The organism is Runella salmonicolor, from assembly GCF_024158025.1.
GTDB lineage: Bacteria > Bacteroidota > Bacteroidia > Cytophagales > Spirosomataceae > Runella > Runella salmonicolor.
In genome coordinates, this window is record NZ_JAMZEL010000002.1 from 661833 (window position 1) to 685246 (window position 23414).

A 23414-nucleotide genomic window follows, 5' to 3' on the forward strand; every position below is an offset into this window, starting at 1 on the left:
CCCTATTTGAAAAAATTTATTATCATGAAAAACCTAACGAACTCGCTTCCGTTAAGCACAATTTCTGTGCATTTTCGAAGAATAAAAACGTCATTTTACACTAATAGACCTTTCACAATATGCTGAAAGGGATATTTTTTATCCCCTACTTTTTTCTTCTGAATACCTCTTTCTTAATTGCCCAACCCAAAAAGTGGGCAGCTAACTGGTATTTTGGGTACAATGCTGGAATCAGCTTTATTGATGGCACTCCCAAGCCATTGTCAGGGGGAGTAATAAGCACGTGGGAAGGTTGCGCAAGTATCAGCGACAACAATGGAAATTTGTTGTTTTATACCGATGGAAGTACAATACGGAACAAAAAACACCTGGTCATGCCGGGAGCCGTAGATTTAGGGGGGCATAGTTCTACGACCCAATCGGCAACTATCGTCCCGCTGCCCGAAGAGGACAATATTTACTACGTTTTTTCGATTGATTTTTCGGGAGGCGAGAAAGTATTGCAATACTCTATTGTAGATATGCGATTAAATGAGGGATTAGGAGGCCTCGTTTCTAAAAATAATGTCCTCTTAACCAACTCATCGGAAAGTTTGACAGTTATTAAACATTGTAATTCTATAGATTATTGGATTTTAGCAAATGAACTGGGCACCAATTCATTCAAAGCTTTTAAATTGACAAATGAAGGCCTGAATCGTAAATTCGTTGAAAGTAAAATTGGTGCCCGAAAAGGCCCAGCGGGCCATCTGAAAGCTTCTCCAAACGGTCAAAAAATCGCAGTTGCACTGTTTAGTGATTCGTTTGAACTCTTTGATTTTAACCCAAATACGGGCGTCTTATCAAATCCAATGCTGATACGTCATCCTGAATTTCACCCTACGTATGGGTTGGAGTTTTCGGCCGACAACCGCTATCTCTACCTGGCGGGAACCCTTCTGGATGGAAAACAAATCTATCAGTTTGACCTCACGGCTGGTTCTGCTTCGGCTGTACTACAATCAAAAACATTAATCGGAAAAATCACCGAATCCTACTTTGGTGCATTACAACTAGGGCCAGACAATAAAATTTATGTAGCCATCAATGGACACAATCATCTGGCTGTTATTAACAATCCAACCCTCAAAGGCACAGAGTGCGGATTTGTCAGGGACGGGGTAAGTTTAGGGGGTAAGAAAAGCGGCATCGGCCTTCCTAATTTTATTTCTGCGCCTTTCAATGTTCAACCAAGGGTTTTTATTTCCCGAAGTGTAGGAAACACTTGCAAGGATATAACTTTGAAGGCCGACATTGCTCCCAACGTCGGCAATTGGCATTATCAGTGGTACTTGAATGGAAAACCCATCAATAAAGCTACCCAAACCAGCATCGCTCCAGCCCAATCTGGTAGTTATCAGGTCATTGTAAATGAAATAAGCGGTTGCCACAACGACACCATCAACTCCGAGGAAATTGATGTTGAATTTTTAAATGCAAATCCTGAATTTACCATCGCCAATTGCAACAACGTATTGCTGAAAGCCAACGCTAATGCACCATTTCAATGGGTAGGCAATGATATTCCAAGGGAACAAGAATCGCAAGATACATTGACCGTTGCAGGCTATGGTGTTCAAAAGTATAGACTGAAAATGTTTTATTCAGATAACACTTCTTGTTTTGTTCAGAAAGAGCTTAGTGTCGTATTTCCGCCTACCCAGGCCTACAAACTTGAAAAAAAATCGCTTGTCTCCTGCGATACCGTTACACTTAATGCCCCCCTTAGCCCAAATTGGGATACGTACCGGTGGAAACTACTCGACCATTCAACCGTCAGTACCAACAAAGTAACCGTACGCCAAAGCGGACAATACATTGTTTTCGTAGAAAACAAGCAAACGAAATGTGTGGCCAAAGACACCGTCAATGTGGTTATTCACCAATCACCCAGTCTAAAAAACAATGAAAGTTTTTGCCTATCGGCTTCTACATTAGAACTCCATGCAGGAGCAAACGGTGAAAGCCTGATGTATGATTGGGCTCCAAATCCCTCCAAAAATGCATCATTGGTCGTTGATAAAGCGGGTAGCTACCACGTTAGGGTCACCACTCCCCAAGGCTGCAGCTCGTCGCGCGCTATCGAAGTTGTCGAGATGCAAAAAGTAACGTTGGGCAGCAACATCACCCTCTGCGAAGGCGACCCCGTCGAATTATCACCAACCATAACCCATGCCCCAAACCCCGTCTCCTACCGTTGGTCCTCGGGGGAAAATGCCCGAACGATTAAGCCCACTAAGTCAGGCACATACACCTTAACTACAAGACAATCGGTATGCGAAACCGTTGATTCTATCAAGGTTATTATCCATCCATTACCCAAAATAAAAGCAAATGAAACCGTATGTTTAGACAAAGAAATTGAAGCGGGTGGACTCGACAAAGATTTAACCTATCATTGGCAACACTCAGCAGAAACTACGCCTGTGATTACGATTTCAGCGTTGGGGGTTTACAACGTTAAAATAACCAATTCGCTCGGCTGCACCGCTACCCGAACCATCAGCGTCAACACCTATTGTCCTCCGCATGTGTATGCACCCGATGCCTTCACTCCCAACGGCGACGGCATCAATGATTTTTTCACCCTGTTTGTTGCCAGCGGTCAACCCGTTTGTTTGGACATCTATAACCGATGGGGCCAACTTATCAAAAGAAATGAAAACGAAAGCCCAGGCTGGGATGGGCAAGTAGATGGAACGCTTTCGCCAGAAGGCACCTACCCTTATGTATTTCGGTACAAGATTCGCAACGACAATCTGATTCATGAATACCGAGGGGTGGTCATTCTTCAACGATAAATAAAGCCAATATGTAGCGCATAAAAACCCCTCTCTCTCATTTTGATAACTTTCTCCACGTTGTGTTTTTAGTTTCTTTACTTTTGTAACGAAACAAACACAAAACAGTTTGGCTATTGAGTGACGACAGCTCGTCTGTTTTCGTTCCATAGATATGCAGGGAATCAACATGAAAAACTCAAAACCTCGCCCTAAAAACCTAATAAGTTCGTCGGTCATAACTGTTATTGTTATTTCGCTTGCCGTATGTATTCTGTTGATTGTTAGGAGTATTTACGCACCTTCTTCACCCACTGATTCTGCTACCGAAATTTCAAGGGTAGAATCAGCCAACAATGATGCCGTCCTAATAGACACCAATGCTTCCATCAAAGCGCCCAATATCACCGCCGAGCGCGCCGCTGAGAGAGCTTTTTATAAGAAAAAATTTGCCAAAATGGCCGAAAATTTCACTTTTGCCAAAGATGACTTTCAGGACAAAGGCTGGTATACACACAAAAATTTTGGCAAAAAAGCCGCCGGACGCAAAACCCTGAAAGCCCACGTACGCGAAGACGGATTTATCTACTTAGAGTCGCAATTTTACGGGAACGATTGGATTTTTCACAACCATATTAAAGTAAAAGTGGGGAGTCTGTATTTAAGCAGTCCAAAAATTGAATCCTACAACAAGAACAATAAGCAGCAATACGCAGGCGATACCTTTTGGGAAAATGTATACTACCGCGAAACGGGCGACAACGGCATTATTCAAGCCATTGCCGACTCCACTTCCAAACCCGTAAAAGTGCGTTTTGAAGGCCGAAAATTCAACCGCGACATCGTTCTGACCGCCGAAGAAAAGCAGTCTATTAAAGATAGTTACGAACTTTCGGTGGTGCTAAAAAAAATAAATCCGTAGCCCCGCCCTCCTTCTCATCTTCTCAATCCTACTGTTTGGGGCAATTGTATTTTAAGGTATATTTTCAGAATAGACCTTAAAATAAGTAGAACGTCAGAAAATCAGGCGTTTAGTTGGTCATTTTAGGTTTTTCTTCAAACTTCGTCCCACGAATTTTACGTAAAGAAAAAACAAAATGACAACAGCCATGTATCAAAAACCGTCAAGTGCTTTTATCGGTGCCTCTTGGGTGGCATTGGGCGCAGGAATGTTAGGGTATCTTATCGGACTTTGGAGAGCCGAGATGCTACTTAACGAAAAAGGGTATTATTTTACGATTCTTATGTACGGATTATTCTCCGCCGTGTCGGTGCAAAAATGCGTCCGCGACCGTTTGGAGGGCGTTCCCGTCACCGATATTTACTACGGTATCAGTTGGTTTTCCACCATTTTGGCCATTACGCTTTTGGCCGTCGGGCTTTGGAATGCCACCATGCTGCCCAGCGAAAAGGGCTTCTATGCCTTCGCTTTTTTGCTGAGTATGTTTGGCGCCATCGCCGTCCAGAAAAACACCCGCGACAGTCAGGATTTTAAAAAACAAGGTTAGAAAATGGAGCACTGTGCGAAGTTTTTTTAGCCTCGCACAGTCTTACCGATGAACCTTTTCATGGACGATTGCGGTAATAAAACAACAAACTCCATCACTGCACCCATGAGAATCGGACATCTTACATTGTTGGTCAACGACTACGACGAAGCCATCTTCTTTTATACCCAAAAATTAGGGTTTACCCTAATTGAAGACATTCAGCTCACCCCCGAAAAACGCTGGGTAATCGTTGCCCCTTCTGATGCCCAAGGCGCTGGTTTACTCTTGGCCAAAGCCGCTACGGCCGAACAAAAACAACACATTGGAAACCAAACCGGTGGGCGGGTGTTTCTCTTTTTATACACCGATGACTTTTGGCAAACCTACGAAAATATGAAGGCACAAGGGGTAGTGTTTTTGGAAGAACCACGCTCGGAGCCATACGGATGGGTGGTGGTATTTCAGGATTTGTACGGCAATAAATGGGACCTCTTGGAATGTAAAAGCAATGCTTAATAAGCCTATTTATCAAAGTTGCTCTTCATGACATTCTGAGAATAAAGCGAATAACTTCAACCAGAAACATTATTTTTGGCGGAAATTTTAGAATTAAAATGACCGCCACGATTTTTCAAAATACCCCGATTGATACCAACGCCGCTTATTTGCTCACCGACAGCCGTCAGTTGGTTTTCCCGCAACAAACGATTTTTTTTGCCATCAACGGCGCCCGCCACGACGGTCATCAATTCGTAGCCGAACTGTACAAAAAAGGCGTTCGCCAATTTGTGATTGAACAAAAAAGCCTTGATAACAAGCTCCTAGCCACCATTGAGTCTTTTGAAAACGCCCGAATTTGGAGCGTCGAAAGCAGTTTAAAAGCGTTGCAAGACGTGGCAAAACGCCACCGCGCTCAATTCGACATCCCCGTCATCGGTATCACGGGCAGCAACGGTAAAACCATCGTCAAAGAGTGGCTCGGGCAACTCCTCAGTGCCGATTATCGAACCGTAAAAAGTCCCAAAAGTTATAACTCACAAATCGGTGTGCCGCTCTCGGTATGGCAAATGAACGATACCCATACCTTGGGGATTTTTGAAGCGGGGATTTCGCAGATTCACGAAATGAAAGCGCTTCAGGAAATCATTCAACCCAGCATCGGCATTTTCACCAACATCGGCTCCGCTCACGACGAAGGCTTTAGAAGTCGGAAACAAAAAGTAACCGAAAAGCTGCGTCTTTTTACCCAATGTCAACAACTCATTTATCGCGCCGATTACACCGACATTGACGAAGAAATTAACCTTATTTTAAAGTCAGTCAATCCAAAATGCGAGTTAATCAGCTGGGGTTCAGGCAAAAACTGCTTGATTCAGGCTGAGTGGCACCAAGATACCGAACAAACTTACGTAGTGCTTAAATCGGCCGTTGAAACCTACGACAACCAACTTTTTGCCGTTCCTTTTACCGACGAAGCATCGGTCGAAAACGCCATACATTGCCTGATTCTACTGCTTACGCTGTGCATTCCATCGGCTGAAATCAGGCAACGAATAGGGCGTTTGCGGCCTATTTCCATGCGCCTTGAGCTGAAGGAAGGGATTAACAATTGCTATTTAATTGATGATACCTACAACAACGACCTTGTAGGGTTGACGATTGCGCTCAATTTTTTGAGCCAACAAGAACAGCGTACCCAAAAAGTGGCGATTTTGTCTGATTTGCTGCAAACAGGCCAAAAAGAGGACGAACTGTACACGCAAATCAACACTTTACTGCACGAAAAGGGCGTTCAAAAACTCATTGCTATCGGTGAAGCCTTTGAACGAAATGCTCAATTCATTGAAGTGGAAGCCCAATATTTTACGACTACCAATGACTTTCTTGCCAAATTATCTACCCACTCCTTCCGAGATTCGCTGGTACTTATTAAAGGAGCCCGGCCCTTTCAGTTTGAGCGAATTGTGCATCGTTTACAGCAAAAAGTACATGGTACCGTGTTGGAAATCAACTTGGATGCCCTCACGCACAACCTTAACTTTTACCGAAACCGCGTAGGTAACGATACGCGCATTATGGTCATGGTCAAGGCGTTTGCGTACGGTAGCGGCAGCGCCGAGGTAGCGCAATTATTGCAGTTTCACCGGGTTGACTATTTGGCCGTGGCCTACACCGATGAAGGGGTTCAGCTACGCCAAAATGGCATTGAATTGCCCATTATGGTCATGAATCCATCGCCATCTACTTTTGAAAAACTCATTGAATATCAACTCGAACCTGAGATTTACAGCCACAAAATCCTGGACGAATGGCTCAGTTTTCAGCATTCAGACCCAACCACGGAAGAGGAGATTAAAGAAGAAACGCAGGAGGTGCTGATTCATATTAAGCTTGATACGGGTATGCACCGGTTGGGTTTTACGGAAGTTGATTTGCCGTTGCTCATTCATAAATTACAACAATCTCCGACCTTAAAAGTGGCTTCAGTTTTCAGCCATTTGGCGGGAGCAGATGAAGCCATTCATAATGAATTTACCCGTTTACAATACGAGCGTTTTGTTTCGGGGGCCGCGCTGCTTGAACAGGCGTTGGGGTATCGACCGCTTCGCCATATTCTCAATTCGGCGGGCATCGTGCGGTTTCCCGATTATAAACTGGATATGGTGCGGTTGGGAATCGGCCTCTATGGCGTAGAAGTAAATCGGCTAGAACAACGAGCCTTGCAGCAAATCGGCACGTTCAAAACGGTGGTTTCTCAAGTAAAACACCTCCCCGCTGGCGAGACAATCGGCTATAGCCGCAACGGAATATTAGAGAAAGCCTCCTCCATCGCGACCATTGCCATTGGCTACGCCGACGGCTTTGACCGCCGTTTTAGCAAGGGAGTCGGCAAAGTACTTATCAACGGTGCTTTGTGCCCGGTAGTGGGCAATGTGTGCATGGACATGACCATGGTAGACGCAACGGGCGTTACGGTTCAGGAAGGTGACGAAGTCATTATTTTTGGAAATGACCTGCCAATCGTACAATTGGCAGATCAAATCGGGACCATTTCTTACGAACTTTTGACGGGCATCAGTGAGCGAGTCAAACGCGTTTTTTACAAAGAATAACCCAAGATTTATTGTTTGGTAGGGACTTTGGCTTTTGCGTCTTCAAACGTCTTTTTCTTGGTTTCCAAATCCGTCTGAGAAGTTGCTACGTCTTTTACGTTCACTTCTAGGTCTTTACGCAAATTAGCAAGTTCTTTTTCGGTTTTTTCAATGTCTTTTCTAAGACTTTCACCTTTGCGTGTTAGTTTGCTAAAGTTCTTTTCCGATTCTTTCATGGCTTCTTCGGCTACCCGGGCGTCGTCGTAGAGGATGGCGTCTTCCGCAAATTTTTTCAGAAATGTTTCAGCTTCGGCGTATCCTTTGGTGCCCTGCGTCACGTACGAGCCATTGCCCAAATCGAGGTAAATAAACACCTGAGAAAGCCCCTTTTTTGAGCTCACCTGACTCGCCAAATTGATGGGCGAGGATGAAATACTAGGTATACTCGCACTCGGTGCCCGGTACACTCCACCCCGTGAGCTGCTTACCTTACCGTACTGTTTGAGGTAATCTTCCCAATATTTACCAAGATACTTTTCTTCGATTTTTGTCGTTACATATAAGCCTTCAAAACTTGATTTATCAATTTCACGCTTATCAGGCAAAACGGTCTGTGCTTCGCAAGTATACCCCCAAAAAACGCTTAAAGCAGCAATCAACAGAATCTTTTTCATTTTTTTACCAGTTAAAATTACCAATCTTACAATGTTATCATTTGACATTACGAACACAATTTAGTCCGCAATGTTACAAATAACAATGACATTTCACCGAATTGTAAAGGTCTATTTTATTAATCGTTAGAAATTTTAGCCTACCGTCTTTATTTTTACACCACTAATGCCAGTCAGTTCACCTAACCTTATGAAAAGTGAAACAAAAAACACAAATTAGATTCGTAAACAAAGACAAAAACCAATTCTTCCCTACGTTAAAGAAAAGAGTCGATGCCTATTTTCAAGACCGCCAACTCTCAAAAAACGCCAACAGCACGCTGATTATAAAAACCGCAGTTCTGACGGCAATGTATCTACTTCCTTTTATCGTTTTGTTGTGGTTGCAACCTCCCCTCGGCATCAGCCTTGCGCTGTGGTTTATGATGGGACTGGGATTAGCGGGGCTGGGAATGAGCGTAATGCACGATGCCAACCACGGCGCGTATTCAGAAAACCCCAAAACAAACTACTGGATTGGTAATATTTACCTCAATATGCTGGGTGGCTCCACCTTCAATTGGAACCTGCAACACAATGTGCTACACCACATGTACACCAACGTGGTGCACGTCGACGAGGACATCAATGATAAGTTGGTGCTAAAGTTTTCGCCCCACACGCCCGTCAAATCCTTTCATCAACTTCAGTGGATTTACGCCTTTTTTTTCTACGGCATTTTGACGCTGTATTGGGTATTGGCCAAAGACTACATTCAGTTTATTGGCTTCACCAGAAGCGGCGTAAATAAGGGAACCAAAGCAGAAAATGCCATGACGCTGCTCAGAATCACACTGGTAAAAGTTATCTATTTTGCCATTATTATCGGCGTACCCACGTTGGTCTTTCATTTGCCGTTGGGCGAAGTAATCCTTGGATTTTTGGTGATGCACTTTGTAGGCGGCGTGATTCTGACCACCGTGTTTCAACTTGCCCACGCGGTAGAAGGAACGAGTCATCCGCTTCCTAACGAAAAAGGCATCATCGAAAACGATTGGGCCATTCACCAGTTGAATACGACCGTCAATTTCTCGCGCCATAACAAATGGCTTTCGTGGTACGTAGGCGGGTTGAATTTTCAGGTAGAGCACCATCTTTTCCCAAAAATTGCACACGTTCACTACCCAGAATTGGCTCCGATTGTTAAAGAAACCGCCGAAGAGTTTGGGATTCCCTATTTAGAAAATCCGTCGTTTGGGGTGGCTTTGCGCTCACACATTGCCAATCTGCACCAACTCGGACGCCTTCCCGACCTCAACGAAGCCATCGGGTAGCGTCTTGGCCGGGGCTAAAGCAAATCGTTTTTGAACGCGTATGCCACTAGCCCCGCCGTATTTTTAGTGCCCGTTTTTTCCAACAACCGCAACCGGTGGCCCTCCACCGTGCGGGGGCTCACAAACAGCTTTTCGCTGATTTCTAGCGTTGAAAGGCCCTCGCAGAGCAGTTGTAATACTTCCATTTCTCGCGGAGAGATTTGCACTTTGCTGTTAAACAGCGGCGCTGGAGGCGTAGCCCGCGTGATTACTTTGCGGTGCAGGGCTTTGGATACAAAATCACTGTAATAAAAACCATCAGACATGACGCGGCGAATGGCGTTTTCGACTTCTCCCGGCTCGGAGTCTTTCAGCAGATAGCCGTTGACGCCCTTTTCAAGCAGGTGAATGATGAAACGGTCTTCTTCGTGCATGGAAACGATAATCACCTTGACGTGCGGAAACTGCGACTGAATGTGCTCGGTCGTTTCGACCCCATCCATCACGGGCATCTGAAGGTCCAGCAGGGCAATGTCGGGCGTGACGCGGGCCAGCAAATCCAACAATTCTTTGCCGTTGGCAGCCTCCCCAATTAACTCAAAATCACCGATTTGATTCAACATAGCCGTCATCCCTTTTCTGAAAAGGTTATGATCATCTGCTATTACGAGTTTAATCTTTTCCATCCGATTTTTACACTTTGTATTTGTCTACTCCCGTCGTCTTATTGTGCTTTTTCTACGTCTCGTTTTTTTGCTTTCTCAAACAGCACCAGCTGCCTGAGTTCTACCACCGCACGACAACCTTTTTGGTGACCCGTTTCGTAATTAATCTTTCCGTTGATAACCCGCAATCGCCCTTCAATGCTGTCTAGCCCCAACCCCGGCGAAGGGCGCGTATGGGCCTCTTCCAAATTAAACCCGTGGCCGTTGTCTTCCACAACCAAGCCAAAAGTTTCGGGCGGCAACGACAGCTGAACGTGAACGTTGGTTCCGCCTGAATGTTTGAGCGCATTGTTGATAAGTTCTTGCGCCACCCGGTACAGCATCAGTTCCACCTTCGGCTCCAGACGTATATTTTCGTCTCCCGAGTAGCCAAACGTAATCCGAACTGTATGGCTGCCGATGCTTTTGGCCGCAAATTCCTGCAACGCTGCCGGCAGCCCAAAGCGCTCCAGCGTAGTAGGCACGAGTTCGCGACTGATGCGCCGCACGTGGCTGATGGTTTCGTCGAGGGCTTCTCGTACCTGCTTGGCAAGCCGCTCGGCTTGGTCTTTGGAGCCTAGCTGGCCATATAAAGCATTGAATGTCAATTTTGTAACCGACAACAACGCCCCAATGTCATCGTGCAAATCCTGAGCAATGCGCCGGCGCTCGGCTTCGGTCGAGGCCATAGAAACCTCCAGAAGCTTACGTTGAAATTCGGCTTCCATGTCTTTGACGCGCATCTGTTGTTCAATCTGCTTGCGTTGATAATACATCACAAACAGCACAATGAACATTGCCATAATCAGCATGATGCCCGTCCCGATAATGATGACATAGGGAGATTCCATATCCGGGCTAGATGACTGTAATATGAGCCGCTCAAAAATACGTAGAAAAACTCGGGACGCTTTATTTTTTTAGTTAACGGCACAAAAAAACCGAGCGAATGACTCGGTATGGTGTGAGATTAAACGTCGGCGAGGTTACATTATAATTAACAAAACCTCGCCGACGATGAATACTCGTTTCAGCTAAAATTATCAAACGGTTTTCTCTGGCTTCATGTACCAGATAGAAAAACAAAGAAAAACGCTGAAAACTATTGACAGGACTGCATCAATCATCCAATATTGTTGCCTCAATTCAATAGTACTGTTAAAGGTAGTTTCAATAAAAATATAAGAAAATATGGTACCTGCATAATAAAGTAAAGCACCTGCACTAAACCAAAACAAAGGGTATCTTGTCAAATTAGGAACGTGGAGGCTTTTCAAAAGTTGATAAAAGTAAAAAAGAATAAAAACGATTGCAATAAAGCCTGATACATTGTAGGAAAATTGATTAAAGTCTTTTGTTTTGGAATTAAGTAGTGTATTGTAATCCAAAAATGCGGTACATATTACAATAAGAATACCCCCAATTGCTAAATATTTGAAATAGTGATTTTTTACAGCAATCTTGTAAATGATTGCAATAAGAATAAACTCCAACAAATTATGCCAGTTATAGATGTAAATATTATACACTCCTAACTGATTCATTATAAGGGTCACCGCATTTCTTAATAGTGTTAAAAAACCATAGATACCTATTAGTTTGTAAATGTCAGTATTAAAATAGCCCCTCCTAATTATTGCAATAATTGTCGGTATAACAATACTTAAATCAGCAAAATATGCAAGAAATAAAGTAATCATAAAATTTTATGGATTACAAAATCCGGGACAAGGCAATCCCCCTCCGGCACCGCCATCTCCTGGGGTTCCATCCTTCTCACCCGAAGCACTTTTGATAGCTTTAAACTGAAAATCTCTTCCGTTGCCTTTTTCGTCAATCTTTACGGGCACCAGAAACAGGCGGCGCATCATGGCTGTGCCTGCGGGGTCAATTTCTCCGTTGGTTTCGGGCGCTACGCCGTAGTAAATACGCAAGCCGTCGCAACCAGTGTCGAGGAGTTGTTGCAATATCTCACGGCTAAAGTATTCTGCCTGTCGGTTTTCATCTGGATTTTTGGGCTCGTCGGCTAGGGGCTGATGGGCTTTTTTAAATTCGCCACGGTACTTGTCGATTTCTGCTTTTGAAAAAAAGCGCCCTGCAATTTTTGGCATGTTGGTAAAAGGGATTAAAAAAGTGAAACAATGCCGCAAGCTAAGGAAGGGGTTATAGATATGCAAACCGTTGGATAATTGAAGAAACTAAATTTGCGTTTTGTGAAAAACAGGTATTTCTACGCTAAAATATTTCGGCCTCAGGCACGACATTTGTAACGGGTTTGGTTGAATCAGCATCTCAATGATGCAAGATTTTTTCTCATAGGTTAGGTTAGGAAAAAAAGCCGGAGGCAGTTGCCTCCGGCTTTTTTAGTTTTTTAGAAAAATAACCACTCGAACTTTTGTGATTCAATAATAAACATATTCTTTTGCACGTAAAGTTATTAGCAAACTAACCAAAATTAGCCCAAAAATGAGATTTAAAGCATTTTTATCCTTATTAGTATATACCTATTTGTCATTTTTTTCTAAAACGTCATACGCCCAGTTGTTTAATCCCATCCAAACCAGAATGGATGTAGGTGTGGCTTGGAAAGATAAGTCATTAAATATCGGTTTTCTTTACAATCAATACCTCAAACTGGATAGAAAAGGCATTTTCCAAGTAGGTTGGGGAGTGAGAGGTTCTCATCTGAGAACCAATACGTTAGACTACACAACTGCCCCATCAGAACTAACCCGTGGAAAGTCGGGATTGGCCATCAATGCGCCCTTAGTCATGCAGAATATTGATACGCTTCAACTCAAAACAGCCATCACTTCCTTTAATTTCAATCTAGGTTTTCAGCTATCGTTATTCAACCGATTGGACCTTGGTGCCAACGCCGATATTTTAGGTTTTGCCTTAGGAACACGCCGTTCTGGCTTTTATTTGGGCTCCTCGGGTTTCAACAAAGTTGATTCTTTGAACCTGCACCGAACCTACCAAGAAGCTGGCCCCTCTGGCTTCGCACTCCAACTCCCCCAAGACCATGTAAAAGGCACGCTAAACAGTGAATTATTTGCCCGTTTGCGTATTACAGAACGAGTTGCGGTCAAGGTAAGTTATCTACTAGCAGTGAGTGAATATAAAACAAACAATATTCTCGTAGACGACAATAGACGTTTTCGATTACGCTCCCAAATGCTCTACGTCGGGCTTAGCTTTCCAATCAACCAGTAGCCACAAAAACACAAGATATTTTCCTGATTTTTAGCATATTACATTCTTTTTACTTCGGTTCAAGGGGAATATATTTCCTCCAACATAAAGTCAAAAAGGGCGGATTTTTATCAATAAGTTTTGATAAAAATCCGCCTTTTTTAGATTATACAAATGCAAATCAATACGCTTTCAGGCTCAAGTCAAGGCTTTTGATTTGATGGGTAAGTGCTCCGCATGAAATGTAATCTACGCCCGTTTCGGCAACGGCGCGAATTGTATCTTCCCGGATACCGCCCGAGGCTTCAGTGGGGTACTTCCCGCCTACTCGCTCTACGGCAGTGCGGAGGTTTTCGAGGCTAAAATTATCGAGCATAATGCGCTGAATTCGTCCTACTCGCAGGGCTTCTTCCAGTTCGGTGAGGCTTCGTACTTCAATTTCGATTTGCAGTTTTCGTCCCGTACGAGCCAGATAATCATTGGCTTGCGTAATGGCTGCTTCAATCCCCCCCGCATAATCCACATGATTGTCTTTGATTAAAATCATGTCATAAAGCGCGTACCGGTGATTGACCGCTCCGCCGATTTTCACGGCCATTTTCTCAAAAATCCGAAAATTAGGGGTGGTTTTACGGGTATCAAGGAGCTTGGTTGGCAATCCATCCAACATATTTACCAACGAACGCGTATAAGTAGCAATACCACTCATGCGTTGCATCGTATTGAGTACCAAGCGCTCCGCCTTTAAAATAGCCTGTGCATCGCCGCTAACGGTCAAAACAATATCACCTTTTTGAATGGCCTGCCCATCGTGCATCAAAAGCTCCACCTGCAACAACGGGTCAACTTCTTCAAAAATGATTTTGGCCACCTCGACTCCCGCCACAATGCCGTCTTCTTTGACCAACAGTCGGGCGCGGCGCTCAGCGTCGCGGGGGATGGTAGAAAGGGAAGTGTGGTCGCCGTCGCCCACATCCTCTGAAATTGCTAAACGAATGTAATCACGAATATCCATGCCGCAAGATAAGTTTTTGTTTAGTATACCCCAAACCCACGCGGTCATCTGATGAATGTCTAAGCACCGTAGCGAGCCGCTATCGGTCTCCCTTCGAGTAAAAAGGGGTAAAATATTCCCCTATGAGTTGAGAAATAAATTCCACAAAAATCTACTAAAAAAAAGGGGGTTATATTTTTTTGGCAAGAATCACCATTCCCCGAAGCTCTGATTTCAAACGACTGAACTCAATGTCGTCGAGACGGGAAGGCGCAAGCAGCGAAAAGCCTGCTTTTTTATAACTTTCAATGGCTTTTTGCGAAGAGTCCATCGCCATCAACCAAACTTGTTTAAAGTGGGATTGACGGGCTTTTTCAAATACCCAATGCATGGTTTTCTGGCCCAACCCCAAACCCGTATACGATTTCAGGAAATAGATTTTTTCGAGATAAAGGCACTGCTGCGGGTTTTGGTCAAGCGGCGCTTTATTCTTGACGAGTTTGAGCAGACCGGTATCTTCACCGTTTACCCGAATACAATAATAAGAAACGTCAGGATTGGCTAAGTCAAGGGCGAGTTGTGTTTCATTAAAACATTTATGCAAGTACCAATCTATGCCCTCAGTGTTGTACCACAAATGCGCATAATGCGGCAAATACGTCTGATAACCAAGGTGTTTTATTCGTAAAATATCCGTTAACGGCTGTACTTCAAAATTAAAATCACTCATTCCTTATTCCGATATTTTCCGACGCATGGCTTTTACTTCCGCGTCGCGCTGTTTGGTCTGTAATCTTTTTTCTTTGGAGGCTGCGGTGGGTTTTGAGGCTTTGCGCGGCTTGGGCTTTTCAAAACTCTTGCGAATCAGGGCGTCAAACTTCTTGACTACTTTTTCTTTATTGCCCAACTGCGAACGTTCGGTTTGGTGATACAGCACCAATACACCTTCATTGGTCAATTTGTTGGCGAGTTTTTCCAATAAAACGGCTTTTTCCTCTTCCGACAAAAGCAATGAATTGGCGACGTCGAAGCGCAACTCAACTTTTGTCTCGACTTTATTTACATTCTGCCCGCCTTTTCCACCGCTGCGTGCGGTTTGAAACAGGAGTTCGGGGTGAAGAATTTCAGGATTCATTTGATTCGAATTTTATTACATATTTTGAAGCGTTACACCCTTTCAATGAGGAGCTTCATTTATAATCGTTATTTTTTGGGGGTTTTCGTCAAAAGTACGTAATTTTGTACAAAATCATGTACAAATATGCAAGTTGTTACGTATTCTTCTTTCCGCAAAAACCTCAAATCCGCCCTTGACCAAGTAACAGAAGACGGTGAATTGGTGATTATTAACCGGAGTGAGAACAAAAATGTCGTTTTACTCTCTCTTAACGAATATAATTCCATTCTGGAGACACTGCATTTACTCAGTACCGAAAATAACCGCGACAGACTACTGAAAGCAGTTGAGAGAAGCAAAAAAAATCTGTATGAATCCCACGATTTAATTGGAGATTAAGTAATGAATCTATCATGGGACAGCGATGCCTGGGAGGATTACCTCTATTGGCAACGCACTGATAAAAATGTTCTCAAACGTATCAATGAACTTATAAAAGAGTGTCTTCGGACACCATTTGAAGGAAAAGGAAAGCCTGAATCATTGAAAGCAAACCTAAGTGGATATTGGTCTCGACGAATAACCGAGGAACATCGTCTAGTTTACCAAGTGCTCAATGACCGAATCCATATTCTTCAATGCAGATTTCATTATTGACTCACCCCAAAAAGCACTCTAACAACGCCCCTTCAAGGCGTTTGATGCTATGGGTTTGGCGGTCGAGCGGCACCCAAACGCTCATAGCTTTGACCAATAACCGATTATCACTGACCCGATAAATCTCATAATGCCGGTCCCAAGTGGCGGCGGTGTATTGGCCTACCCACGTTTTGATGAGGAGCGTATCTCCCAGTACGGCCTGTCGCAAATAATCTATTTCATGACGTCTTACCATCCAAACTACCTCATCCTGAAGGGATTTTGAGGCTACACTCTGCCAATGGCTCATGGCTGCTTCTTGCACGTATTGCAGATAAACAGCGTTATTGACGTGATTAAGTTCGTCAATATCTGCGGCTGAAACAACCATCGTTAGTGCGAAAGCAGCGTTAGGCGACATCGGGGAATCGTAAGTTCGAAAGTTTAGTTCTTCAATTTTTCTCTTAGCTGCAACATCTCATCACGATAACGGGCCGCCTCCAAAAAGTTGAGTTCTTTGGCCGCAATTTCCATCTTACGCTGGGTCTCGGCAATCAGTTTTTCAATTTCGGGCTTGCCCAAATATTGAATAACGGGGTCGGCCGCAATCCGAATCTCGTCTGGCTCCACATAAAACCGTTTTCCAGGCCCTCTGGAATCTGCCACCGAAGTCTGCTCCATGATGGCTTCGCGGCTTTTGAAAATAGTTTTGGGCGTAATGCCATTTTCTTCATTATAAGCCAACTGAATGGCTCGACGACGGTTGGTTTCGTCAATCGCTTTTTGCATTGAGCCCGTCATTCGGTCGGCATACATCAGCACTTTACCGTTTTCGTTACGCGCCGCGCGGCCAATGGTCTGAATCAACGAACGAATATCACGGAGAAAACCTTCTTTGTCGGCATCCATAATGGCCACCAAAGATACTTCAGGCAGGTCTAGCCCCTCACGCAGAAGGTTAACGCCGACCAACACATCAAACGCCCCCAGGCGCAAATCGCGCAGGATTTCAACCCGTTCGAGGGTTTTTACCTCGGAGTGAATATAGCGCCCCTTCACTCCCACGCGTTCCAAATATTTGCTCAATTCTTCCGCCATCCGTTTGGTGAGCGTTGTCACCAATACACGTTCGTTTCGTTTGACTCGCTTATCAATTTCTTCCAACAAATCATCAATTTGGTTGATGCTCGGCCGCACTTCAATCTCGGGGTCAAGCAGACCCGTTGGTCGAATAATCTGCTCTACCACTACGCCGTCCGTTCGGCGCAATTCGTAGTCAGCGGGGGTAGCACTCACAAACACCGACTGTCCAGCCAATTCTTCAAATTCCTGAAAAGTAAGCGGACGGTTGTCCAACGCGCTTGGCAATCGAAATCCGAAGTCTACCAAAGATTCTTTACGCGAGCGGTCGCCTCCCCACATGGCCCTGATTTGGGGCATGGTCACGTGGCTTTCGTCCACCACAAGCAGAAAATCCTCCGGGAAATAATCAATCAGACAAAACGGGCGTTCGCCAGGCTTACGGCGGTCAAAGTAGCGCGAGTAGTTTTCGATACCAGAGCAATACCCAAGTTCGCGCATCATCTCCATATCAAACTCCGTACGCTCCCTGATGCGCTGGGCCTCCATGTGTCGGCCTTCCAACTCAAAATAGCGCACTTGAGCCACCAAATCATCCTGAATTTCGTGAATGGCGTTCAACAGCACCTCTCGCCCTGTCACAAATAAATTGGCGGGGAAAATAGCTACCATTTTTTCGGACGAGATTTTCTTGCCGTTGGTGGGATTTATACGTTGAATTTCCTCAATTTCATCGCCAAAGAATATAACACGATACGCAAAATCAGCGTAGCTGGGATAAATATCGACGGTATCTCCTTTGACCCTAAAATTCCCTCTAGCAAACTCCGCCTCGGTGCGACTGTAAAGAATTTCAACCAATCGAAACAAAAACTGGTTTCGACTCATGATTTCGCCCACCCCAACGCGCAATATACTTTTTCGGTATTCTTCGGGATTGCCCGCGCCATAAATACACGACACCGACGCCACCACGAGCACATCACGCCGCCCCGACATCAAAGACGAAACCGTTGAAAGACGCAACTTATCAATCTCCTGATTGATAGCCATGTCTTTCTCAATGTAGGTGTTGGTGGTTGAAATGTACGCTTCTGGCTGGTAGTAGTCGTAGTAACTGATAAAGTATTCGACGGCATTATCGGGAAAAAACTGTTTGAACTCTCCGTACAGCTGAGCAGCAAGGGTCTTATTGTGGCTCAACACCAAGGTCGGTCGGTCCAGTTGCGCTACCACATTGGCCACGGTAAAGGTTTTTCCCGAACCAGTCACCCCCAGAAGGGTTTGGGCCCGCTCTCCTTCGCGTATTCCTTCTACTAATTTGGCAATGGCCTGCGGTTGGTCTCCAGTGGGTTGATAATCAGAAATGAGTCTAAATGACATAAGAAGGCTGTTAAGTCCATAATTGGTAACAAACTAACTTATTTTAAAAGTTCGCTCTAATTACTTCATCCCCATAAAAAAACATGGCCTCACTTCAAAGAAGTGAGGCTAATGCCAAATTACCCTACTCTATTATATACGCAGTGAAGTGAACAAGGATAATGCCAAACTATATAAATAACAAAAAAATATATCCTATAATTTGCTTTACAAGTACACAATAGCAACAGAATCGCACACAAACCGCTCTTTATTAATCAATTACAGCAAAAAACACACTATCAATACCATAAACCTCAAAAATACACATGCTTTTTACTTCATCAATTACCTAAGGATAAGGCCTTCAATACAAGGCCCGCGCTTATTTCACGGTATTTTTTTCGGGTCTGTACCACTTTTTGGGCGTATATTTAGTTTATAGGTTAGTACTCTTTTCAACTCATGTAAAAAAGGCACAAGATGTCAAAAACTGTTTTAATTACGGGAGGCACCGGAATGATTGGAAGCCGCCTTACCACACTTTTATTGGAAAAGGGCTATGAAGTCTCTTACCTTAGTCGAAAAAAAGAACCAGTCCCCCATGTGAAGGTGTATAAATGGGACGTTGCCAAAGGAATCATCGAAGAAGAGGCCTTGGCCAAAGCTGACTATTTGATTCACTTGGCGGGAGCAGGAATTGCCGACCAACGTTGGACGCGCGCGCGGCAACAAGAAATCATCACGAGTCGTACCCAAAGCATTGAGCTCATTGCCCGTCACTTACAAGGACGTCCCTATAAGTTAAAAGCCTTTGTATCTTCTTCGGCAACGGGTTTTTACGGGGCAAATACTGGCGACATTCGTTTAACGGAAGAAACCCGCTCTGGCACAGATTTTTTATCTCACGTAACTCGGTCCTGGGAAAACGCCTCAGAGCTCATCCATAATGTAGGGGTCAGAACCACTAAATTGCGGGTGGGTGTGGTGTTGAGTACAGAAGGAGGCGCATTGCCTAAAATCGCCGCCCCCATTCGCTGGGGAGTTGGCTCTCCGCTTGGTAGCGGCAAGCAATGGGTTTCATGGATTCACATTGAGGATTTATGTAAAATGTACATTGAAGCCCTAGAGAATGAAAAATGGAGTGGTATTTACAATGCAGTCGCCCCTGCACCTGTGACGAATGAAGACTTAACAAGTCAAATAGCTAATGTGTTGAAACGCCCCCTATGGCTTCCAAATGTTCCTTCTTTCGCTTTAAAAATTTTGTTTGGCCAAATGGCAGATGTAGTACTCGGAAGCAATTATGTAGTTAACGATAGGATTACAAAAACAACCGATTTTACCTACTCATTTGAATCCGTATCAGCGGCCCTCCAAGACTTGCTTAAATCCTAAAAAGGCAAAGAACCATAGTACAGTTTTGAAATGTTTTTTTAACTTTGACAATTAAATTTTACCCTATTTCAAGTAAAATTGCAGTTTTACATCCAATGATTGAGCATTTACTGACTAAATATTCTACCCGCTTCGTATCACGACATTTGATATTAGCCATTGATATAGCAGTCGTTATTGTCGCTTTTTTTATTGCCTGTACCCTCCGATTCAACCTCGAAATCTCGGCCGTAAACTGGTCGCTCTATAAATACTATTTGTTGGTTCTGCTGGCCAACAGAATCATTTTTTTCTTCTATTTTCGGTCGTATACGGGCATTGTTCGCCACACCAGCATTGCCGATACCTCCCTGATTTTTAAGGCCATTACAACGAGTAGTCTGCTGACCATGATTATCTCGGTGGCTTTGTCTCGCACTACCGACAACAACCTTTTTTACATTCCAATTTCCATCCTTAGCATTGAGTATTTCATCTCTTTGTTTTTGATGATTGCGAGTCGTTTATTGGTGAAAAATATTTACAAAACGCTGATTGTCAACGCTCCTGGAGAAAAAGTAAACGTTCTGATTTATGGTGCGGGAGAACTGGGAATTTTAATCAAAAACACCCTGCTCCGCAACCGCCACAAAAAATACAACATCCTTGGATTCATTGATGATAATCCGTCATTAAGTTTTAAATCACTTGAAGGAGTCGTGGTTTATTCCGAATCAGACGCCGTCCATCAGTTCATCGAAGGCCATAATCCAGAAGATATTGAAGTAATTTTGGCCATCAACGACATTAAACCACAGCGTAAAAACCAAATCATTGAGCGTTTTTTAAAGCAGGACATCATCGTCAAAGTAGCCCCCTCTATTTATGACAAACTGGGTGACTATCAACTAAAAACGGAAGAAATCCGTAATATCCGTATCGAAGATTTGCTCGAACGCGACCCCATTCAAATTGATAACCAAAACATAAGCCGCCAACTGGCTGGCAGAGTGGCGTTGGTGACGGGCGCGGCGGGTTCTATCGGTAGTGAAATCATTCGTCAACTGATTCGTTTTCAGCCCAAAACTCTCATTTTACTCGACCAATCCGAATCGGGGCTTTATGATTTGGATAATGAATTAAAGCAACAATTCAGAAAATATTTAGGCGACGGAACAAGGGTTATTTTACAAGTAGCCGATGCAACGGATGAAATCCGGATGCGGCATATTTTCAGTCAGTACCATCCTCATTTTGTTTTTCACGCGGCCGCTTACAAGCACGTTCCGCTGATGGAAGACCACCCCTACGAGGCGATTAAAGTAAACGTTTTCGGGACAAAAATTCTGGCAGATTTGGCCGTCGAAACGGGTGTCAATAAATTTGTTATGATTTCGACCGACAAGGCGGTCAACCCCACCAATGTGATGGGCGCAACCAAGCGTTTGGCCGAATTGTACGTTCAAAGTCTCAACAATCGTTTCCCCAATAGTACCCGTTTTATCACCACCCGTTTTGGAAATGTACTCGGTTCCAATGGTTCGGTGGTCCCGCTGTTTCAGAAACAAATTCAGGCAGGCGGGCCGATTACCGTCACCCACCCTGACGTTATCCGCTATTTTATGACCATCCCCGAAGCCTGTCAATTGGTGTTGGAAGCTGGAAGCATGGGCAAAGGCGGCGAAATTTTCGTATTTGACATGGGCGAACCCGTTAGAATTGCCGATTTAGCCCAAAAAATGATTAAACTCTCTGGTTTACGTCTGGAGAAAGACATCCAAATCACGTATACTGGCCTACGGCCTGGAGAGAAACTTTACGAAGAGCTACTGAGCGACAAAGAGCGCACCGTTGCCACCTACCACCCCAAAATTCAGATTGCAAAGGTATATTCTTCCCCTTTTACCGAAATTACGGCCTCGCTTCAAGACCTACGAAAAGCGCTCAGAGAAGGCGACAAAGCCCTGATGGTTACGCACTTAAAAACGATTGTGCCAGAATTCATCAGCAACAACTCGATGTACGAAGAATTGGATGGATTAGAACTCAGTTAATCAACAACCAATGAAAGTCTTTTCCGTAAATGAAATACGTGCATGGGATGCATTTACCATTGCTCACGAGCCCATTCATTCCATTGATTTAATGGAGCGCGCCTCCGTTGCGTTTGTAAAATGGTTTTGTGCCCACTTTGATGATCAACGCCCAGTCAATATCATCTGCGGAATGGGCAATAATGGAGGAGACGGCTTGGCCATCGCCCGAATATTGATTCAAAAATGTTACCCTGTTAAGGTCTACGTTGTAAAACATACCGAAAAGGGTACACCCGATTTTGCCCAAAATCTGCAACGACTGCATCCACAAACCTCCATTCAATGGATTGAACAAGAGGCAGAAATTCCAATATTTTCCCCCAACTCTTTTGTCATTGATGCGCTGCTAGGTTCGGGCCTGTCCCGACCCGCCACGGGGCTCATCGCCAAAGTCATTCAGCAAGTCAATGATTCGGAAGCAATGACTATTTCGGTCGACATCGCCAGTGGTCTTTTTGCCGATGCTCCCAATGATTCCTCAGAAGCCATCATCAAGCCTGCCTACACAATTGCTTTTCAGTGCCCAAAATTGGCTTTTTTTCAGCCTCAATGCGCCGAGTACGTTGGTGAATGGCATCTTGTTTCGATTGGCCTTTCGGAAAGTTACGAGGCCCAAACGCCAACCCCTTATTTTTATACCACGGCAGCTACCCTATCGCCCCTTATTAAAACCCGTAAAAAGTATTCGCACAAAGGTTCTTTTGGACACGCTTTGTTGATTGGCGGCAGTTACGGCAAAATGGGCTCAATAGTGCTGTCAGCCAAGGCCTGTCTCCGCTCAGGGGCTGGACTCCTGACGGTACAGGCGCCGCGTTGTGGCTACGACATTCTTCAAACAAGCCTCCCCGAAGCCATGGTGCTTCCCGACTGGCATTGGATGGTCAATACAACCGTTCCCGACATTGAACCTTATTCCGCCATCGGAATTGGCCCAGGGTTGGGGCAAGACCCACAAACCCTCCTGATGTTACAGGGGCTTTTAAGTTCGCTTTCTTCACCCATTGTTTTGGACGCTGATGCCCTCAATCTTCTCAGCAAACATCCTGATTTACTGCATTTTGTACCCAAAAATTCCATTTTAACCCCACATCCTAAGGAGTTTCAAAGGTTGCTGAATAATCAATGGAAAGATGATTTTGAAAAACTAGCCTTGTTGCGCGCATTTGCCCAAAAACATCAGCTCATCGTCTGTCTGAAAGGCGCTCACACCGCGATAGCATTGCCCGATGGAAGCATTCATTTTAATTCAACAGGTAATCCGGGCATGGCAACGGGTGGCAGTGGGGATGTTTTGACGGGAATTATTACGGGCTTACTCGCTCAAGGAATGCCTCCCACCGATGCGGCTATTTTCGGCGTATTTCAGCACGGTAATGCTGGCGACCGCGCCGCCCAAAAATGCACGCAACCCGCGCTTATTGCGTCTGATATTATTAATGAGATGGGATGGTAACGAAGAAAATGAGATTTACCCCCTGCTAAA

General features: G+C 44.4%; 22 protein-coding genes. 12 read left to right on the plus strand and 10 right to left on the minus strand.

The genetic code is table 11. From position 1 onward, the window contains the following. The first annotated feature begins 119 nt into the window (after positions 1–119). The 5 genes from NCI00_RS08640 to NCI00_RS08660 all read left to right on the plus strand — a co-directional run bounded on the left by NCI00_RS08640 (position 120) and on the right by NCI00_RS08660 (position 7422). A complete protein-coding gene (locus tag NCI00_RS08640; protein ID WP_253526729.1) occupies positions 120–2840 on the plus strand; it encodes a T9SS type B sorting domain-containing protein in 2721 nt (906 codons plus the stop codon). A 169-nt stretch (positions 2841–3009) separates the two neighbouring features. After that, positions 3010–3741 carry a hypothetical protein gene (locus tag NCI00_RS08645; RefSeq protein WP_253526730.1) on the plus strand — a complete coding sequence of 244 codons (732 nt, stop codon included), beginning with the start codon at positions 3010–3012 and terminating at the stop codon, positions 3739–3741. 187 nt (positions 3742–3928) lie between these two features. Beyond that, positions 3929–4327, plus strand: coding sequence for an inner membrane protein YiaA (yiaA, locus tag NCI00_RS08650; protein ID WP_166557737.1), 399 nt, complete (start codon positions 3929–3931; stop codon positions 4325–4327). Between the two features lie 105 nt (positions 4328–4432). Then, positions 4433–4825 carry a VOC family protein gene (locus NCI00_RS08655; RefSeq protein WP_253526731.1) on the plus strand — a complete coding sequence of 131 codons (393 nt, stop codon included), beginning with the start codon at positions 4433–4435 and terminating at the stop codon, positions 4823–4825. A gap of 98 nt (positions 4826–4923) precedes the next feature. After that, positions 4924–7422, plus strand: a complete 2499-nt coding sequence (locus tag NCI00_RS08660) for a bifunctional UDP-N-acetylmuramoyl-tripeptide:D-alanyl-D-alanine ligase/alanine racemase (protein ID WP_253526732.1) — start codon at positions 4924–4926, stop codon at positions 7420–7422. An 8-nt stretch (positions 7423–7430) separates the two neighbouring features. Here NCI00_RS08660 and NCI00_RS08665 read toward each other — a convergent pair whose 3' ends face one another. Further along, positions 7431–8075: a hypothetical protein gene (locus NCI00_RS08665; protein WP_253526733.1), complete on the minus strand. Its 645-nt coding sequence runs from the start codon at positions 8073–8075 to the stop codon at positions 7431–7433. Between the two features lie 197 nt (positions 8076–8272). Here NCI00_RS08665 and NCI00_RS08670 point away from each other — a divergent pair, with 197 nt between their 5' ends. Next, positions 8273–9388, plus strand: a complete 1116-nt coding sequence (locus NCI00_RS08670; protein ID WP_253526734.1) for a fatty acid desaturase family protein — start codon at positions 8273–8275, stop codon at positions 9386–9388. A gap of 14 nt (positions 9389–9402) precedes the next feature. On the opposite strand, the gene NCI00_RS08675 is transcribed toward NCI00_RS08670, so the two are convergent. From NCI00_RS08675 to NCI00_RS08690, 4 genes are all read right to left on the minus strand, one after another. Continuing rightward, positions 9403–10053 carry a response regulator transcription factor gene (locus NCI00_RS08675; RefSeq protein ID WP_114065349.1) on the minus strand — a complete coding sequence of 217 codons (651 nt, stop codon included), beginning with the start codon at positions 10051–10053 and terminating at the stop codon, positions 9403–9405. Positions 10054–10091: 38 nt separating this feature from the next. Continuing rightward, positions 10092–10922, minus strand: coding sequence for a sensor histidine kinase (locus NCI00_RS08680; RefSeq protein ID WP_253526736.1), 831 nt, complete (start codon positions 10920–10922; stop codon positions 10092–10094). 192 nt (positions 10923–11114) lie between these two features. Further along, the gene (locus NCI00_RS08685; RefSeq protein ID WP_253526737.1) at positions 11115–11771 is read right to left on the minus strand and encodes a hypothetical protein; all 657 of its coding nucleotides are present in this window, start codon (positions 11769–11771) and stop codon (positions 11115–11117) included. A gap of 6 nt (positions 11772–11777) precedes the next feature. Then, on the minus strand, positions 11778–12182 hold the full coding sequence (locus NCI00_RS08690; protein WP_253526738.1) for a hypothetical protein: 405 nt from the start codon (positions 12180–12182) through the stop codon (positions 11778–11780). A 355-nt stretch (positions 12183–12537) separates the two neighbouring features. Between NCI00_RS08690 and NCI00_RS08695 the strand changes: the two genes are divergently transcribed. Beyond that, positions 12538–13287, plus strand: coding sequence for a hypothetical protein (locus NCI00_RS08695; protein ID WP_253526739.1), 750 nt, complete (start codon positions 12538–12540; stop codon positions 13285–13287). A gap of 160 nt (positions 13288–13447) precedes the next feature. On the opposite strand, the gene nadC is transcribed toward NCI00_RS08695, so the two are convergent. The 3 genes from nadC to arfB form a co-directional block, all read right to left on the minus strand. Continuing rightward, positions 13448–14281 carry a carboxylating nicotinate-nucleotide diphosphorylase gene (gene nadC / locus NCI00_RS08700; RefSeq protein ID WP_253526740.1) on the minus strand — a complete coding sequence of 278 codons (834 nt, stop codon included), beginning with the start codon at positions 14279–14281 and terminating at the stop codon, positions 13448–13450. A 169-nt stretch (positions 14282–14450) separates the two neighbouring features. Beyond that, positions 14451–14990: a GNAT family N-acetyltransferase gene (locus NCI00_RS08705; protein ID WP_253526741.1), complete on the minus strand. Its 540-nt coding sequence runs from the start codon at positions 14988–14990 to the stop codon at positions 14451–14453. Positions 14991–14993: 3 nt separating this feature from the next. Next, positions 14994–15395, minus strand: a complete 402-nt coding sequence (gene arfB / locus NCI00_RS08710; RefSeq protein ID WP_253526742.1) for an alternative ribosome rescue aminoacyl-tRNA hydrolase ArfB — start codon at positions 15393–15395, stop codon at positions 14994–14996. A gap of 126 nt (positions 15396–15521) precedes the next feature. Here arfB and NCI00_RS08715 point away from each other — a divergent pair, with 126 nt between their 5' ends. Continuing rightward, the gene (locus NCI00_RS08715; RefSeq protein WP_166557749.1) at positions 15522–15776 is read left to right on the plus strand and encodes a type II toxin-antitoxin system Phd/YefM family antitoxin; all 255 of its coding nucleotides are present in this window, start codon (positions 15522–15524) and stop codon (positions 15774–15776) included. A gap of 3 nt (positions 15777–15779) precedes the next feature. Further along, positions 15780–16034, plus strand: coding sequence for a Txe/YoeB family addiction module toxin (locus NCI00_RS08720; protein WP_253526743.1), 255 nt, complete (start codon positions 15780–15782; stop codon positions 16032–16034). 1 nt (position 16035) lies between these two features. Here NCI00_RS08720 and NCI00_RS08725 read toward each other — a convergent pair whose 3' ends face one another. Together NCI00_RS08725 and uvrB are read right to left on the minus strand one after the other, a co-directional pair. Next, positions 16036–16437 (minus strand): acyl-CoA thioesterase, encoded by a 402-nt coding sequence (locus tag NCI00_RS08725; protein WP_253526744.1) that lies wholly within the window; start codon positions 16435–16437, stop codon positions 16036–16038. 23 nt (positions 16438–16460) lie between these two features. After that, positions 16461–18479, minus strand: coding sequence for an excinuclease ABC subunit UvrB (gene uvrB, locus NCI00_RS08730; RefSeq protein WP_253526745.1), 2019 nt, complete (start codon positions 18477–18479; stop codon positions 16461–16463). A 462-nt stretch (positions 18480–18941) separates the two neighbouring features. Here uvrB and NCI00_RS08735 point away from each other — a divergent pair, with 462 nt between their 5' ends. The 3 genes from NCI00_RS08735 to NCI00_RS08745 all read left to right on the plus strand — a co-directional run bounded on the left by NCI00_RS08735 (position 18942) and on the right by NCI00_RS08745 (position 23384). Then, positions 18942–19856: a TIGR01777 family oxidoreductase gene (locus NCI00_RS08735; RefSeq protein ID WP_253526747.1), complete on the plus strand. Its 915-nt coding sequence runs from the start codon at positions 18942–18944 to the stop codon at positions 19854–19856. A 95-nt stretch (positions 19857–19951) separates the two neighbouring features. Then, the gene (locus NCI00_RS08740) at positions 19952–21889 is read left to right on the plus strand and encodes a polysaccharide biosynthesis protein (RefSeq protein WP_253526749.1); all 1938 of its coding nucleotides are present in this window, start codon (positions 19952–19954) and stop codon (positions 21887–21889) included. A 10-nt stretch (positions 21890–21899) separates the two neighbouring features. Then, a complete protein-coding gene (locus NCI00_RS08745) occupies positions 21900–23384 on the plus strand; it encodes an NAD(P)H-hydrate dehydratase (protein ID WP_253526751.1) in 1485 nt (494 codons plus the stop codon). Positions 23385–23414 lie beyond the last annotated feature (30 nt).

Excerpts from the sequence above, each read along its gene's own strand:
- NCI00_RS08640 (WP_253526729.1), top strand. The coding sequence starts at position 120 with ATGCTGAAAGGGATATTTTTTATCCCCTACTTTTTTCTTCTGAATACC.
- NCI00_RS08645 (WP_253526730.1), top strand. The coding sequence starts at position 3,010 with ATGAAAAACTCAAAACCTCGCCCTAAAAACCTAATAAGTTCGTCGGTC.
- yiaA (WP_166557737.1), top strand. The coding sequence starts at position 3,929 with ATGTATCAAAAACCGTCAAGTGCTTTTATCGGTGCCTCTTGGGTGGCA.
- NCI00_RS08655 (WP_253526731.1), top strand. The coding sequence starts at position 4,433 with ATGAGAATCGGACATCTTACATTGTTGGTCAACGACTACGACGAAGCC.
- NCI00_RS08660 (WP_253526732.1), top strand. The coding sequence starts at position 4,924 with ATGACCGCCACGATTTTTCAAAATACCCCGATTGATACCAACGCCGCT.
- NCI00_RS08665 (WP_253526733.1), bottom strand. The coding sequence starts at position 8,075 with ATGAAAAAGATTCTGTTGATTGCTGCTTTAAGCGTTTTTTGGGGGTAT.
- NCI00_RS08675 (WP_114065349.1), bottom strand. The coding sequence starts at position 10,053 with ATGGAAAAGATTAAACTCGTAATAGCAGATGATCATAACCTTTTCAGA.
- NCI00_RS08680 (WP_253526736.1), bottom strand. The coding sequence starts at position 10,922 with ATGGAATCTCCCTATGTCATCATTATCGGGACGGGCATCATGCTGATT.
- NCI00_RS08685 (WP_253526737.1), bottom strand. The coding sequence starts at position 11,771 with ATGATTACTTTATTTCTTGCATATTTTGCTGATTTAAGTATTGTTATA.
- NCI00_RS08690 (WP_253526738.1), bottom strand. The coding sequence starts at position 12,182 with ATGCCAAAAATTGCAGGGCGCTTTTTTTCAAAAGCAGAAATCGACAAG.
- NCI00_RS08695 (WP_253526739.1), top strand. The coding sequence starts at position 12,538 with ATGAGATTTAAAGCATTTTTATCCTTATTAGTATATACCTATTTGTCA.
- nadC (WP_253526740.1), bottom strand. The coding sequence starts at position 14,281 with ATGGATATTCGTGATTACATTCGTTTAGCAATTTCAGAGGATGTGGGC.
- NCI00_RS08705 (WP_253526741.1), bottom strand. The coding sequence starts at position 14,990 with ATGAGTGATTTTAATTTTGAAGTACAGCCGTTAACGGATATTTTACGA.
- arfB (WP_253526742.1), bottom strand. The coding sequence starts at position 15,395 with ATGAATCCTGAAATTCTTCACCCCGAACTCCTGTTTCAAACCGCACGC.
- NCI00_RS08715 (WP_166557749.1), top strand. The coding sequence starts at position 15,522 with ATGCAAGTTGTTACGTATTCTTCTTTCCGCAAAAACCTCAAATCCGCC.
- NCI00_RS08720 (WP_253526743.1), top strand. The coding sequence starts at position 15,780 with ATGAATCTATCATGGGACAGCGATGCCTGGGAGGATTACCTCTATTGG.
- NCI00_RS08725 (WP_253526744.1), bottom strand. The coding sequence starts at position 16,437 with ATGTCGCCTAACGCTGCTTTCGCACTAACGATGGTTGTTTCAGCCGCA.
- uvrB (WP_253526745.1), bottom strand. The coding sequence starts at position 18,479 with ATGTCATTTAGACTCATTTCTGATTATCAACCCACTGGAGACCAACCG.
- NCI00_RS08735 (WP_253526747.1), top strand. The coding sequence starts at position 18,942 with ATGTCAAAAACTGTTTTAATTACGGGAGGCACCGGAATGATTGGAAGC.
- NCI00_RS08740 (WP_253526749.1), top strand. The coding sequence starts at position 19,952 with ATGATTGAGCATTTACTGACTAAATATTCTACCCGCTTCGTATCACGA.
- NCI00_RS08745 (WP_253526751.1), top strand. The coding sequence starts at position 21,900 with ATGAAAGTCTTTTCCGTAAATGAAATACGTGCATGGGATGCATTTACC.